Genomic DNA, 13,068 nt, shown 5'->3' on the forward strand with positions numbered 1-13,068 from the left:
CCGCCGAGGCGGGGAGGGAGGCCGCCGTCCCCCTGACCGGCGGACCTCCCCTGGGTTATCCGCCCTGGCCGGGCGGTGCCCTTGGCCGTCAGGCCGCGCGGCGGCGGGTGGCGCCTAGCGCCAGCAGGCCCAGGCCGAACAGGCCGAGCGCCGCCGGGGCGGGCACCGGGGCGGCCGCATAACGCAGATTGTCGAGCCGGTAGGTCTCGACGCCGCTCGCCTGCGTGCCTTCGGAGAAGCGCACCGCGGTGAAGGCGACGGTGCTGACGAAGCCCCAGAAGCCGCCCGCGAGGCTGGACGGGATCTGCTGCGCCAGCACCTGCACGCCGCCGCCGACGAGGTCGAGGGTCACCAGGATGCCGGTGCCGCGGCCGCCCGGGCCGGCGAGGTCGAAATTGCCGCCGAAGGCGATCATCGGGGCGGTGAAGGCGAAGGTCGTCGAAGTCGCCGCGTTGTCGTTGATCTGGTCGTTCATCACGCCGCCGGAGATGTTCACATGGCTGCCCGTGATGGTCAGGCCCGGGTTGAGGGGCGCGCTGAAGTTCTCGAGCGTTGTCGGCGGCGTGGCCGCCTGGAACTGGCCGAGATTGCTGTAGAAGGTCACGGCCGCCTGGGCAGGCTGGGCGAGCAGGGCCGCGACGGCGAGGGCCGCGGCCCCGGCGAGCGAGGTGAGAGCGCGAGAGAGCATCGAGATCCCCTTTTGTGTGCATCGTCAGGAAAATTGGACGATATGGCTCCCTTTTTGCAACTTTTGGGCCACATCTCCAAATATCGGAAAATGCGGGAAAATCGCGCGCGCGCCGCGCCGCGCCAGCGTCAGGTGTAAGAGTTTCCGACACTCGCGATCGGACGGAGGCAGGGCAGCGGCGCTCTGGCGCAACCCGGTCAGCCGCGGCATATGCAGCGCGACTGACGCTGCCATCGGAACGCCCATTCATGCCCTACACGATCGAAGGTTCCACCGGCCCCTGGGAGTTGGTGATCGGGCTCGAGGTCCATGCCCAGGTCGTATCCAACGCCAAGCTGTTCAGCGGGGCGGCGACGGCCTTCGGCGCCGAGCCGAACAGCCAGGTCTCCTTCGTGGATGCGGGCTTCCCCGGGATGTTGCCCGTCATCAACCGCGAATGCGTGGCGCAGGCGGTGCGCACCGGGCTCGGGCTGAACGCGAAGGTCAATCTGTGGTCGCGCTTCGACCGCAAGAACTATTTCTACGCGGACCTGCCGCAGGGTTATCAGATCAGCCAGTACGCGCATCCGATCATCGGCGAGGGCGAGGTCGAGATCGCGCTCTCGGACGGCACCACCAAGACCATCGGCATCACGCGCCTGCACCTTGAGCAGGATGCGGGGAAGTCGCTGCACGACCAGCACCCGACCAAGTCCTTCATCGACCTGAACCGCTCGGGTGTCGCGCTGATGGAGATCGTGAGCGAGCCCGACATGCGCTCGCCCGAGGAGGCCGGCGCCTACCTCGCGAAACTCAGGCAGATCCTGCGCTACCTCGGCACCTGCGACGGCAACATGGAGGAAGGCTCCATGCGCGCCGACGTGAACGTCTCGGTCCGCAAGCCGGGTGAGGGGTATCGGACGCGCTGCGAGGTGAAGAACGTCAATTCCATCCGCTTCGTGATGCAGGCGGTGGAGGCCGAGGCGCGCAGGCAGATCGAGGTCTGGGAATCGGGCGGAACGGTCGAGCAGGAGACGCGCCTGTTCGACACCGCGCGGGGCGTGACGCGCTCCATGCGCTCCAAGGAGGACGCGCACGACTACCGCTACTTCCCCGACCCGGACCTGCCGCCGCTGGTCATCGAGCAGTCCTGGGTGGACCAGCTCAAGGCCGCGCTGCCGGAACTGCCGGACCAGCGCCGCGCCCGCTACATGCGCGACTACGGCCTGCCCGCCTATGACGCGCATGTCCTGACGCTCGAGAAGGAGACGGCCGCCTATTTCGAGGCGGTGGCCAAAGGGCGCGACGCCAAGCAGGCGGCGAACTGGGTGATGGGCGACCTCTTCGCCGCCATCAACCGGACCAAGACCTCGATCGCCGAGCCGCCGGTCTCGGCGGCCGACCTCGGCGCGCTGCTGGACCTCATGGCCGACGGCACGCTCTCGGGCAAGCTCGCCAAGGAGGTCTTCGAGGTGATGGCCGAGACCGGGCGCGCGCCCGGCGTGATCGTCGAGGAACGCGGCCTCAGGCAGGTGACCGACACCGGCGCGATCGAGGCGGTGATCGAGGAGGTGCTCGCGAAGAACGCCGACAAGGTGGCCGAGTACCGCTCGGGCAAGGAGAAGCTGTTCGGCTTCTTCGTCGGCCAGGCCATGAAGGCCATGCAGGGCAAGGGGAACCCGGCCCTGGTCAACGAGGTGCTCAAGAAGAAGCTCGGCTGAGCCGCGCCTTCCCCCCGCGGCCGGCGGCGTGCTTGGCTGCGCGCCGGCAGCACGGGGGGTGTCATGCCGGACGAATCGCGCGATCCCGGGCCGGGGGGTAACCCGTCCCATGCGGAGACGGTGCGCCTTGCCGAGAAGATCGCGGTGCTGATGCTGCTCGCGCTGCTGCTCTACGGCGTGCTCAGCGTCCTCGCGCCCTTCGGCATGGCGATCGCCTTCGGCGCCTTCATCGCCATCGGCACCTGGCCCGCGCGCGATGCGCTGGTGCGGGCCGGGCTCAGGCGGGGCGTGGCGGCGGTGGTGCTGCTGCTGCTTCTGGTGCTGCTGGTGGCGCTGCCGGTGCTGCTGATGGCGCCGGATCTCGTGCGCCAGGTGAGTGCCGTGGTCGGCGCCGCGCGCGCCGCGCTCGCGAACCTGCCCGAGACGCCGCCTTCCTGGCTGGCCGGGATGCCGCTGCTGGGCGGGCAGGCGGCACGGTTCTGGAGCTGGGTCCACGGCATGCAGGGCGATATCGGCGCGCTGCTCGCGCCCTATGGCGGGCAGCTCGCGCGGCTGGTGGTGGACCTTGCGCAGGCGGCTGCGGGCAGCGTGGCGCAGGTGCTGCTCGCGCTTATCGTCGCCTCGATGTTCTGGGTGAGCGGCGACCGGATGGTGACCGAGCTGCGCGACATCGCCGCGCGGCTGGGCGGGGCGACGGGTGTCGCGGCGGTGGCGGCGGCGGGTGGCGCGGTGCGCGGCGTGGCCTGGGGCGTCGTCGGCACGGGCATCCTGCAGGCGGTGCTGATGGGCATCGGCCTCGCGCTGGCGGGCGTGCCCGGGGCGGCGGTGCTCGGCTTCCTGACGATGGTGTTCTCGATCAGCCAGGTTCTCGGCCCGCTGGTGGTGGTCACCTGGGGCGGGGCGGCGGCCTGGCTCTACAGCGAGGGGCAGACCGGCTGGGCGATCTTCATGCTGGCCTGGGGGGCGATCGCCGTCTCGGGCAGCGACAACATCGTGCGGCCGCTGCTGATCCAGCGCGGGAGCGCGATGCCGCTCGGGTTGATCATCCTTGGCGTCTTCGGCGGGCTGATCGCCTTCGGGTTCCTCGGCCTGTTCATCGGGCCGGCGCTGCTCGCGGTGGCGCACGGGCTGCTGCGCGCGTGGAAGGAGGCCCGGCCGGCCTGACCCGCGGAATGGACGCGCCGGCGCGGCCATGCGAAGCCTGCGGCAACCTCGGTGATGGAAGGGTTGCGCATGGCGATCGAGCTCTGGACCTGGAACACGCCCAACGGGCGCAAGATCAGCGTGGCGCTGGAGGAGATGGGGCTGGCCTACACGGTCGTGCCCGTGAACATCTCGAAGGACGAGCAGTTCAACCCGGAATTCCTCGCCTTCAGCCCCAACAACCGGATCCCCGCGATCAAGGATCCGGACGGGCCCGGCGGGGCGCCGATCACGGTGTTCGAGAGCGGGGCGATCCTGCTCTACCTGGCCGAGAAGACGGGCAGGTTCCTCCCGCGCGATCTTCGCGCGCGCGTGCCCGTCTATGAATGGCTGATGTGGCAGATGGGCGGCTTCGGGCCGATGCCGGGCCAGGTGCACCACTTCATGATGCGCCCGGACGGGCCGGCGAAGGAGTACGGGCTGGAGCGCTACGGCAAGGAGACGCTGCGGCTCTATGGCGTGCTCGACAAGCGTCTTGCCGGGCGGGAGTTCGTGGCGACGGAGGGAGAGCCTTCCATCGCCGACTTCGCCATCCTGGGCTGGGCATGGCGGGCGGAGCGGCATCTGCCCACGCAGGGCAAGACGCTCGCCGACTATCCGAACGTCGCCCGCTGGTACGATGCCATGCTGGCGCGGCCGGCGACGAAGCGGGGGATGGAGGTCGCTCTGTCCTGACGCCGTCCCGGGGCGCGTGGCGTTTGACGCTGCGCGTCCCGGCCGGTAGAACCCCGGCCCTGCAACGCCGTGTGACTTTCCACTCCTGCGGAGGGGTGGCCGAGTGGCCGAAGGCGGCGGTTTGCTAAACCGTTAGACGGGGTCAACCCGTCTCGTGGGTTCGAATCCCATCCCCTCCGCCATGTTCCCAATAGACCTCCAGACATGCCCTCCGAGGCCCTGGTGTGGTTGGGTCGGCTTTTCCTCAAGTTTTCACGGGTTGCGGCCTTCAGTCTCCGTTGCCGCCCCCCCCTGGCGACTTCACACCGCGCGACTGCCAACCCGTGCCGCGGCCATATGGTCACCGCCCCAGCCCTGAGGCGCGGGATAGCGCTCGATCCGTTCGGGCAAGTCGGGCAGCCAGGGCGGGCGCTCGTCCGATGGCAGGCCATGAAGCCCTGGCAGCGCGCCGCGCGGCGGCGGGCCGGAACACGCCGCGACCATGCAGACCGCAACTGCCAAGCATGCGTGCAGAAGGCGCGTGTATCGCATCCAAGCCTCTTTCCTGCGCCCTCTAGCACGAGCAGCCGGTAGAATCGCGGCGGCCGACGCGGCCCGAGGCATGCGCTGGAACCTCCCAAGCGGCCATCCGGGGGATCCGGCGCGGTATGGCCCGTAGCGCGTCGCCCCGATCACCAGCCAGGGGACGGCCACGGGATGCAAGGCCCGGCGCCTTCCTCGCCGGCGGCCTGCCAGCAGCCGTCTCAGCGCGCCCGTGCGAGGAGCCTTCGCGCGCGCTCGACCACCGGCAGGTCGATCATCTGGCCCTCGAAGGCCACCGCGCCGCGTCCTTCGGCGAGCGCCGCCTCGAAGGCCGCGATCAGGCGTCGCGCGCGCTCCACCTCGGCGGGGGAGGGGCCGTATTCCTCGTTGATCACCGGCACCTGCGCGGGATGGATGCAAGCCTGGCATGCGAAGCCCAGCGCCCGCGAACGCCGCAACGACAGACGATACGCCTCGAGGTCGGAGAAATCCGCGAAGGGCCCGACCGAACCCATGGGCTGGATGCGCGCGGCCCGCGCCGCGGCCACCACCATCATGCCGAAATGGTAGAGGAGGTCCGCGCCCGGAACCGCTTCCATCTCGGTCGAGAGATCCTCCGCACCGATGCCGAGCGCGACCACGCGGGGATCGGCGGTGGCTATGGCGGGCAGCAGCGGCAGCGCCTCCGGCGTCTCGACCACGGCTATGAAGCGCGTGTGCCCGATTGCCATGCCCTGGGCCGCTTCGCGCGCCGCAACGACCTCCGAGAGCAGGCGCACATGCTCGGGCCCCATCACCTTGGGCAGCATCAGCGTGCCCACAGCGGGCATCACTGCCGCCGCGATGTCGGGCACGGCGAGGTCAAGCGGGCGGTTGATGCGCACCGCCACCTCCGCCCCCGCCTGGCCGACGGTTGCCGCGGCGCGCGGCAGCGCGTCGCGCGCCGCCTGCTTCTCCGCCGGCGCGATGGAATCCTCGAGGTCGAGGATGATCACATCCGCGCCGCGCGTACGCGCCTTGGCGACGAACCTCTCGCCCGTCACGGGGACGAACATCAGGGACCGCCAGCTCGCGGGCGATGCGCGGGTCATGCCGCGAACTCCAGTTCCATCGCCGCGCAGAGATGCCCGTCCTTGTCCGCCGCCCAGCAGGCCATGCGGCCACCGGAGGGTGCCGCGCCGCACAGCGTGACCGTGTCGCCCACCCAGAGCGGCCGCGTCAGACGCGCCGTGAATCCCGTCAGGCGCCCCGGCGCGCGCTTCAGCGCGGCATCGAGGACGAGCTGCATCGTCAGCCCGCCATTCTGGACCGCGGCCGGATAGCCTTCCTCCTGCCGCGCATAATCCGCGTCGTAATGGATGCGGTGCGCGTTCCAGGTCACCGCCGAGTAGCGGAACACGAGCGCCGAGGAGAGCAGCACCCGGTCGGCATAGATGCCGTTGGCCGGAGCAGGCTGCGGCGGCGAGACGGCGCTCGCCTGCCCGGGCGGCGGGGCCTCGCGGTAGAGCGCGTCGAACTCGTCCACGGCGATCACCTCGCCGCGCGTCTCGATCACATGGCGCATCGTCAGCACGGCCATGCGCCCCGTGCGGCCGATCTTCGGCGCCACCTGCGCGACGATGGCGCGCTTGATCGCCGGCTCGCCGATGCGCAGCGCACCGCTGATCGTCACGCGCCGCCCCGCGCCCATGCGCCGCGGCAGCGGGATGGGCGGCAAGAACACGCCCTTTTCCGGGTGGCCATCCGGCCCGATGTCGGACTGCCTCGCGATGTCGGGGAAGAACATGGTGAACCAGTGCGGCGGCAATGCGTCGCCCTGCTTCAGCGATGCCGGGTCCATATCCAGCATGCCCGCGATACGGCGGGCGGAGGAGAGGCCGATCTCGTCCTCCACGATGCGCTCGCGGCCCACCCAGTGCTGCAGGGCCGCGATCGCGGCCTCGAATTCGGCATCCGTCGTCATGTCAGTCCATCACGTCCCAGCAGGCGCGGGCCAGTCGCCCGGCGGTGGCATAGGCTGCGGTGTAGCCGGGCAGCCCGTCCGGCAGCGTGTCGGGCACCTTGTCGGTGAAGACGCTGATGATGAAGCGCGGCCTGTCGTTCCTGTAGACGATGCCGGCATCCATGCGCCCGCGCGGCCCTCGGCCAGTCTTGTTGGCGACCTTGGCCTTGGCCGGCAGCAGGGACGGGATCAGGTTGCGCAGCCGCTGCCAGGAGAGGATGTCGAGCGCGAGGCCGCACAGTTCCGGTGTCGCGCCGAGGGCCGCGGCTTCCGCCGCGTCGGCGGCGCCCTTCACCATGCGGTCCAGCAGCACGCCCTGGTCGCGCGCCGTGGTGCTCGCCACGGCCTCGATCGGGTGGTCCCAGGGCAGGCCGGGGGGCGGAAAATTCACGCGATGCGTGGTGCCGGTCATGCCGATGCGCCGGCACCAGGCGTTGAGCTCATCGCGGTCCAGCCGTTCCAGCACGATCTGCGTGCAGACATTGTCGCTGGTGATGATCATGTTCACCAAGGCGTCGCGCAGAGGGATGACGCAGCCCGGCGTCATGAACTGGTAGGTGCCGCTGTCCACGCCTTCCTGCAGGTGCTTCTCGATGGTGCAGGGTTCGTCGAGGCGCAGTTTCCCTTCATGCACCTTCGACAGCGCGTGCATCAGGATCGAGGTCTTGCGCGTGCTGGCCGAGGGCACCACCACGTCGCCGCCGCGATCCGCCTCCCAGCCCGTCGCGAGATCCTTCACATACCAGGTCGTGTCGAAGGGCTGCGGGTTGCAGATGGCGTTCAGCCGCGCGACGAGATCCTGCATGGCGCTCCTCCTTCCCGCTCGCGCCGCACGCTAGACCCGCCTGCCGCGCGTGGCCAGGGCGGGCCGCGCGCGGTATCCTGGACTTTGGAACGCCAAGGGGGAATGCATGCGGACGGAGATCGGGCAGGTCGCGGTGATCGGCGCTGGAACCATCGGGGCGTCCTGGGCGGCCTTCTTCCTCAGCCGCGGCCTCAAGGTCCGCGCCTGGGATCCGTCGCCGGAGGCGCCCGCGCTGATGCGCCGGATGATCGAAGGCGCGTGGCCGGTCCTGATGCGGCTCGGCGGCAGGCCGGATGCCGATCCCGAGGCGTGGTCCTTCGCCGAGGATCCGGCCGCCGCCGTCGCGGGCGCCGACTTCGTGCAGGAGAGCGCGCCCGAACGCCTGCCGATCAAGCAGGCCCTGCTCGCGCAACTCGATGCCGCCCTGCCGCCGGATGTGGTGATCGCCTCCTCCACCTCCGGCCTGCTCGCCTCGCAGATCTCGGCGCAATGTGGCCATCCCGAGCGCGTGGTGATCGGCCATCCCTTCAACCCGCCGCACCTGATCCCGCTGGTGGAGGTGGTGGGCGGCGCGAAGGCGAGCCCTGAAGCGGTCCGTGCCGCGATGGCGTTCTACCGCGCCATCGGCAAGCACCCGATCGAGATCCGCAAGGAGGTCCCGGGTCATCTCGCGAACCGGCTCCAGGCGGCGCTGTGGCGGGAGGCGGTGCATCTCGTGGCCGAAGGTGTCGCCAGCGTCGCCGATGTGGACGCCGCGATCAGCGAGGGCCCGGGCCTGCGCTGGGCGCTGATGGGCCCGCACACCACCTTCCACCTCGCCGGCGGGGAAGGGGGCATCGCGCATTTCCTGCACCACCTGATGCCCGCCGTGACGTCGTGGTGGGACGACCTCGGCAACCCGCGCGTGGACGAGCGCGTGCAGGCGATGCTGGCCGAGGGCGTGGCCGAGGCGACGGGCGGGGCCAGCACCGCCGAGCTCGCGCGCCGCCGGGACGCCGCCCTGGTGCGGCTGCTGGAAGCGCGCGGCGGGGGCTAGAGGCCGAGCCGGTCGCGGATCCGCCCCTCCCACAGCTTTGCCGTCACGGCGAGGCGCCAGAAGCCGTGGAGGGGGATCGGCCGGATCGAGGTGACGGGCATGTCGAGCGCCTCGGCCGGCGTGCCGAGCAGACGCCGCGCGATCTGCCCGCCCATCGCCGTCGCCATGGCCACGCCGCGGCCATTGTAGCCCAGCGCGGCGATGACGCCCGGCGCGGGCTCGTGCAGATGCGGATAGTGGTCGGGCGTCATGGCGAGCTGCCCGTTCCAGCCATGCGTCCAGCGCACGCCGGCGAGGGCGGGCCAGAGGCGTGCCGCATAATCGGTGAGATAGCGGATCGGGCCGGTGTCGCCGATCGGCCGCTGCGGGCCGCGACCGCCGATCAGCAGCCGGTTCGCACGGTCCATCCGGTAGTAGACGGTGATGCGCCCGGCCTCGTAGAGCGAGGCGCGCCGCGGCATGATCGCGCGCGCCACCTCATCGGCCAGCGGCGCGCTCGCCGCGATGGAGCTGAACACCGGCACCACGCTGCGCCGCAGCCCGGGCCAGAGGTCGTCCGTATAGCCATTGGTGGCGAGGACGATATGCGTCGCGCGCACCGCACCGCCCGGGGTCGTGACGCGCCATCCCGCGGCCTCGCGCGCGATGCGCTGCGCCGGGCTTCCGCCATGGATGCGCGCGCCCTGCGCCAGCGCGGCGCGGGCGAGGCCGCGCGCGAAGGAGAGCGGATGCACGTCGCCGCCGCGCGCATCCACCATGGCCCCGGCATAGCGCGCGGTGCCGGTCATGGCCGCGACCTCTTCCGCGGAGGCATAGCGCACCGGCCAGCCGCGGCGCGCGGATTGCTCGGCGCTGCGGCGCGCGGCGGCCGCGCTGCGCGCGTCGATGGCGGCGCGGATGGTGCCTTCCTGCCGCGCCTCGCAGGCGATCTGGTGGCGCCGCACCAGCGCAAAAAGCGCATCCGGCGCGCCGTAGGACAGCGCGAGCATCCGCCCGCCGAGGTCGGGGCCGAAATCGCGCTCCACCTCGTCCGGGTCGGGCTTGAGGCCCGGATTCACCTGGCCGCCATTGCGGCCCGAGGCGCCCCAGCCCGGCTCATGGGCTTCGAGCAGCAGCACCGACGCGCCCGCCTCGGCGAGATGCAACGCCGCGGACAGGCCGGTGAAGCCGCCGCCGACGATGCAGACATCGGCGCGATGCTCGCCCTCGAGCGGCGGCGTCGGTGCGGCCGGTGCCGCGGTCTCGGCGTAGAGGCTCGGCGGCAGCACCCTTGAGTCGCGCCGTCAGGCCGCCTTGCGCACGAGGCGCCCGGGCAGCGCGCCGGTCGCCTCGCCGTCGCGATAGGTGACCTGGCCCGCGACCACGGTTGCGACATAGCCGCGCGCGCGCTGCAGCAGCCGCCGCCCGCCGGCCGGCAGGTCGTTGACCATGCGCGGCGCATCGAGGCCGAGCGCCGCCATGTCGAAGACATTCACATCGGCCTTCATGCCGGGCCTCAGCACGCCGCGATCGGCAAGCCCCGCCGCGCGGGCGGTGTCGGAGGTCAGCCGCCGGACGATCTCGGGCAGGGCGAAGACCTGTTCCTTCGCGTCGCGCGCCCAGTAGGCGAGCAGGAAGGTGGGGAAGGAGCCGTCGGAGATGAAGCCGACATGCGCCCCGCCGTCCGACAGCCCGGCGATGGCGTTCGGGTGCCGCAGGCATTCGGCGCTCGCCGAGAGCGTGTAGTCGTGGAAGTTGGTCAGCGGCGCGAAGATGAAGTCCTGGCCGTCATGGGCGGTGAGGATGTCGTAGGCGACCTCCTCGGCGCGGCGCCCCTCGCGCGCGGCGATGGCGGCGATGGAGGCCTCGCGCGGCGGCGCGTAGTCGGGCGGGTCGCCGAAGGGGAACATGCGCTCGAAGGACAGGCGCGTGATGAGCGGGAAGGTCGAGCCGCTCACGCGGTCCTCGGAGAGGATGCGCGCGCGCAGGGCCGGCTCGCGCATCGCCGCCGCCCGCTGCGCGGCGGGCAGATGGGCGATGGCCTTGTAGGACGGGCAGCCCGAGAACGGGTTCTGGCTGCCATTGAGCCCGAGCAGGATGCCGATCGGCCGCGGCGGGAAGACGGGACGGATGGGCAGCCCCTCGGCGGCGGCCGCGTCCGACATGGCGAGCAATTCCTTCCATGCCTCGGTGCGGTCGTGCCGGGCGGTCAGCGAGAACAGCACGCGCTGGCCGGTGGCCTCCACGACGCGGCGGACCATGCCGAACTCGGTGGCCGGATCGGGCGTGTTCCAGTCGCTGACCAGTTCGAGCAGGCCGCCGCCCGCATCGCGCAGCCCTTCGGCGAGGCCGCGCAGCTCCTCCTCCTGCGCGCGCAGGGTCGGGGTCGGGTCGCCCTTCAGCGTCCGGTGGCTGATGGTGCGGGAGGTCGAGACGCCGAAGGCGCCGGCGCGCACCGCCTCCGCCGTGATCTCGCGCATCCGCGCGATGTCGGCCTGGTTCGCGTTCTCGAGCGCCAGGCCGCGGCTGCCCATCACATGCACGCGCAGCGCGCCATGGGGCAGGAGCGTGCAGATGTCGATGTCGCGCGGCTTCGCATCCAGCGCGTCGAGGTATTCGGGGAAGGTCTCCCAGCGCCAGTCGAGGCCTTCGTGCAGGATGGGGCCGGGGATGTCCTCCACGCCTTCCATCAGTTCGATGAGCTTCTCGCGGTCCGCCGCGCGGCAGGGCGCGAAGCCGACGCCGCAATTGCCCATCACCGCCGTTGTCACGCCATGCCAGGCCGAGGGCGCGAGATGGGAATCCCACACCGCCTGCCCGTCGTAATGGGTATGGATGTCCACGAAGCCGGGCGAGACGATGCGGCCGCGGGCGTCGATCTCCTCCCGCCCGCGCGCCGCGACGCGCCCGATTTCCGTGATGCGCCCGCCCTCGATGGCGACATCGGCCTCGACGGGTGCGGCTCCCGTGCCGTCCACCACCGTTCCGCCGCGGATCACCAGATCGGCCATGGTCTTGATTTCCCTTTCCCGGACGCGGCGCAGCCTAGAGCAGCGGCCGGCGCAGGGGAACCGGGCGGGCCCCTGCCGGGCGTTCAGTCGTAGACGAAGCGCTCCTCCCGGATGCGCGCGGCCGGGACGCCGAGCGCGCCCAGTCCGGCCCGCACCTCGCGCAGCATCCCCGGCGGGCCGCAGAGGACGAAGAGCCAGCCATCCCGCGCCGCCCCCGCGCAGCGCTCGCGCACGAGGTTCCTGTCCAGCACGCCGGTCGCGCCGTCGAAGCCGGCGGGCGGCTCGCCCAGCACATGCACGACCTCGAGCGGCATGGCCCCGGCCATGGCGCCGAGTTCCTCGCGCGCGATGATCTGGCCTTCATGCCGGTTGCCGTAGAGGAGCAGCATCGGCCGCCGCTCGCCCGCCGCCCGCGCGGTGCGGAGCATGGACAGGATCGGGGCGATGCCGATCCCGCCGGCGATGAAGGCGATGCCGGGGCCCTGCCAGCCCTCCGTGACCAGCACGCCATGCGGCCCATCCACATAGGCCGGCGCGCCCACGGGAAGCCGGCCGATGCCGCGGGTGAAGTCGCCGGCCTCCTTGATCAGGAAACGCAGCCGGCCTCCGGGCTCGCCGGGCGCCGAGGCGATGGAGAAGGGGTGCTCCCGCACCGAGCGCGGCGAGCAGTCGAGGCGCACCCAGGCGAACTGCCCGGCCTGGAAGCCGAGCCCGGCATGGCCCTCGGGCGTCAGCGTCACCTCCCAGCTCCGCTCGGCGGCAGGCGTCACCGCGGCGATGCGCCACGGCTGCCGGGCGAGCCGGCGCGGCCGCAGGACGTACACCTCGACGAGGGTGAACAGCGCGAGGCCCACCAGCACCGCCCAATAGGCGGCAAGCGGGCCAGCGCCGCTGTAGCGCCCCGCGGCCAGCGCATGGTGCAGCCCGGTCAGGGCCACGGCGACCGCGGTGAGCCCGTGCATCACTCGCCAGCCCTCGTAGGTGTAGGGGGTGTGCCGGCGGAACATGGCGAGGCCCGTCAGGCAGAGCAGCATCATCCAGGCCACCCAGCCCGTCGTCGCCGACCAGCCGTCGAGGCCGAGGACCGCCGCCCGCGCCGGGTCGGCCGGCGACAGCGTGCCCGCCGGCAGCGAGCCGGTCCTGCGATAGGCCGGGTAGTCGTAGAGGAAGGGGTGGACCAGCAGGGCGAGGGTGAGCACCCGTGCGAAGGCCTGATGCCAGCGCATGGTCCGGTCTATGCCGATGCGCCCGCTGATCAGCCGGAACCGCCCCGAGAGCAGGAACTCCAGCAGCAGCGCCGCGAATCCGGCGAGCGCGAGCACCGTGGCGAGCTCGTCCTGCCAGGGCCGCGCGGGCCCGACCAGCAGCCAGCCCAGCGCGACCGGCAGCAGGACCAGGGCGACATAGGCGGCGATGAGCTGCGGTGCCGTCATGCGGCGGACCTCCC

11 protein-coding genes and 1 tRNA gene are annotated in these 13,068 nt (G+C 71.7%); 5 read left to right on the plus strand and 7 right to left on the minus strand.

Going from position 1 to position 13,068, the window contains the following annotated elements; all coding sequences use genetic code 11:
• Positions 1–88: 88 nt before the first annotated feature.
• Complete coding sequence (locus FHS88_RS15255) at positions 89–688, minus strand: PEP-CTERM sorting domain-containing protein (protein ID WP_184486332.1); 600 nt, start codon at positions 686–688, stop codon at positions 89–91.
• 248 nt (positions 689–936) lie between these two features.
• On the opposite strand from FHS88_RS15255, the gene gatB reads away from it, so the two are divergent.
• From gatB to FHS88_RS15275, 4 genes are all read left to right on the plus strand, one after another.
• A complete protein-coding gene (gene gatB, locus FHS88_RS15260) occupies positions 937–2,388 on the plus strand; it encodes an Asp-tRNA(Asn)/Glu-tRNA(Gln) amidotransferase subunit GatB (protein WP_184486333.1) in 1,452 nt (483 codons plus the stop codon).
• A gap of 63 nt (positions 2,389–2,451) precedes the next feature.
• A complete protein-coding gene (locus tag FHS88_RS15265; protein WP_184486334.1) occupies positions 2,452–3,552 on the plus strand; it encodes an AI-2E family transporter in 1,101 nt (366 codons plus the stop codon).
• 69 nt (positions 3,553–3,621) lie between these two features.
• Positions 3,622–4,266: a glutathione S-transferase family protein gene (locus FHS88_RS15270; RefSeq protein ID WP_184486335.1), complete on the plus strand. Its 645-nt coding sequence runs from the start codon at positions 3,622–3,624 to the stop codon at positions 4,264–4,266.
• A gap of 89 nt (positions 4,267–4,355) precedes the next feature.
• Positions 4,356–4,448 (plus strand) — tRNA-Ser (locus tag FHS88_RS15275).
• Positions 4,449–5,009: 561 nt separating this feature from the next.
• Here FHS88_RS15275 and FHS88_RS15280 read toward each other — a convergent pair.
• Genes FHS88_RS15280 through FHS88_RS15290 form a run of 3 tightly spaced genes read right to left on the minus strand, consistent with a single transcriptional unit; the run spans position 5,010 to position 7,595 of the window.
• The gene (locus tag FHS88_RS15280; RefSeq protein WP_184486336.1) at positions 5,010–5,879 is read right to left on the minus strand and encodes an HpcH/HpaI aldolase/citrate lyase family protein; all 870 of its coding nucleotides are present in this window, start codon (positions 5,877–5,879) and stop codon (positions 5,010–5,012) included.
• A complete protein-coding gene (locus FHS88_RS15285; protein WP_184486337.1) occupies positions 5,876–6,751 on the minus strand; it encodes a hypothetical protein in 876 nt (291 codons plus the stop codon). The genes FHS88_RS15280 and FHS88_RS15285 overlap by 4 nt, the downstream gene beginning before the upstream one ends.
• Before the next feature lies 1 nt (position 6,752).
• The gene (locus tag FHS88_RS15290) at positions 6,753–7,595 is read right to left on the minus strand and encodes a serine hydrolase (protein ID WP_184486338.1); all 843 of its coding nucleotides are present in this window, start codon (positions 7,593–7,595) and stop codon (positions 6,753–6,755) included.
• Between the two features lie 106 nt (positions 7,596–7,701).
• On the opposite strand from FHS88_RS15290, the gene FHS88_RS15295 reads away from it, so the two are divergent.
• Positions 7,702–8,631 (plus strand): 3-hydroxyacyl-CoA dehydrogenase NAD-binding domain-containing protein, encoded by a 930-nt coding sequence (locus tag FHS88_RS15295; RefSeq protein WP_184486339.1) that lies wholly within the window; start codon positions 7,702–7,704, stop codon positions 8,629–8,631.
• Here FHS88_RS15295 and FHS88_RS15300 read toward each other — a convergent pair.
• The 3 genes from FHS88_RS15300 to FHS88_RS15310 form a co-directional block, all read right to left on the minus strand.
• Complete coding sequence (locus FHS88_RS15300; RefSeq protein WP_184486340.1) at positions 8,628–9,899, minus strand: FAD-dependent oxidoreductase; 1,272 nt, start codon at positions 9,897–9,899, stop codon at positions 8,628–8,630. The genes FHS88_RS15295 and FHS88_RS15300 overlap by 4 nt on opposite strands.
• Before the next feature lie 15 nt (positions 9,900–9,914).
• A complete protein-coding gene (locus FHS88_RS15305; protein ID WP_184486341.1) occupies positions 9,915–11,621 on the minus strand; it encodes an N-acyl-D-amino-acid deacylase family protein in 1,707 nt (568 codons plus the stop codon).
• An 83-nt stretch (positions 11,622–11,704) separates the two neighbouring features.
• Positions 11,705–13,054 carry a ferredoxin reductase family protein gene (locus FHS88_RS15310; protein WP_184486342.1) on the minus strand — a complete coding sequence of 450 codons (1,350 nt, stop codon included), beginning with the start codon at positions 13,052–13,054 and terminating at the stop codon, positions 11,705–11,707.
• Positions 13,055–13,068: the final 14 nt, after the last annotated feature.

The organism is Neoroseomonas alkaliterrae (assembly GCF_014199195.1).
Lineage (GTDB): Bacteria > Pseudomonadota > Alphaproteobacteria > Acetobacterales > Acetobacteraceae > Neoroseomonas > Neoroseomonas alkaliterrae.

Coding starts and splice junctions, on each gene's coding strand:
- FHS88_RS15255 (WP_184486332.1), bottom strand. CDS start 688: ATGCTCTCTCGCGCTCTCACCTCGCTCGCCGGGGCCGCGGCCCTCGCC.
- gatB (WP_184486333.1), top strand. CDS start 937: ATGCCCTACACGATCGAAGGTTCCACCGGCCCCTGGGAGTTGGTGATC.
- FHS88_RS15265 (WP_184486334.1), top strand. CDS start 2,452: ATGCCGGACGAATCGCGCGATCCCGGGCCGGGGGGTAACCCGTCCCAT.
- FHS88_RS15270 (WP_184486335.1), top strand. CDS start 3,622: ATGGCGATCGAGCTCTGGACCTGGAACACGCCCAACGGGCGCAAGATC.
- FHS88_RS15280 (WP_184486336.1), bottom strand. CDS start 5,879: ATGACCCGCGCATCGCCCGCGAGCTGGCGGTCCCTGATGTTCGTCCCC.
- FHS88_RS15285 (WP_184486337.1), bottom strand. CDS start 6,751: ATGACGACGGATGCCGAATTCGAGGCCGCGATCGCGGCCCTGCAGCAC.
- FHS88_RS15290 (WP_184486338.1), bottom strand. CDS start 7,595: ATGCAGGATCTCGTCGCGCGGCTGAACGCCATCTGCAACCCGCAGCCC.
- FHS88_RS15295 (WP_184486339.1), top strand. CDS start 7,702: ATGCGGACGGAGATCGGGCAGGTCGCGGTGATCGGCGCTGGAACCATC.
- FHS88_RS15305 (WP_184486341.1), bottom strand. CDS start 11,621: ATGGCCGATCTGGTGATCCGCGGCGGAACGGTGGTGGACGGCACGGGA.
- FHS88_RS15310 (WP_184486342.1), bottom strand. CDS start 13,054: ATGACGGCACCGCAGCTCATCGCCGCCTATGTCGCCCTGGTCCTGCTG.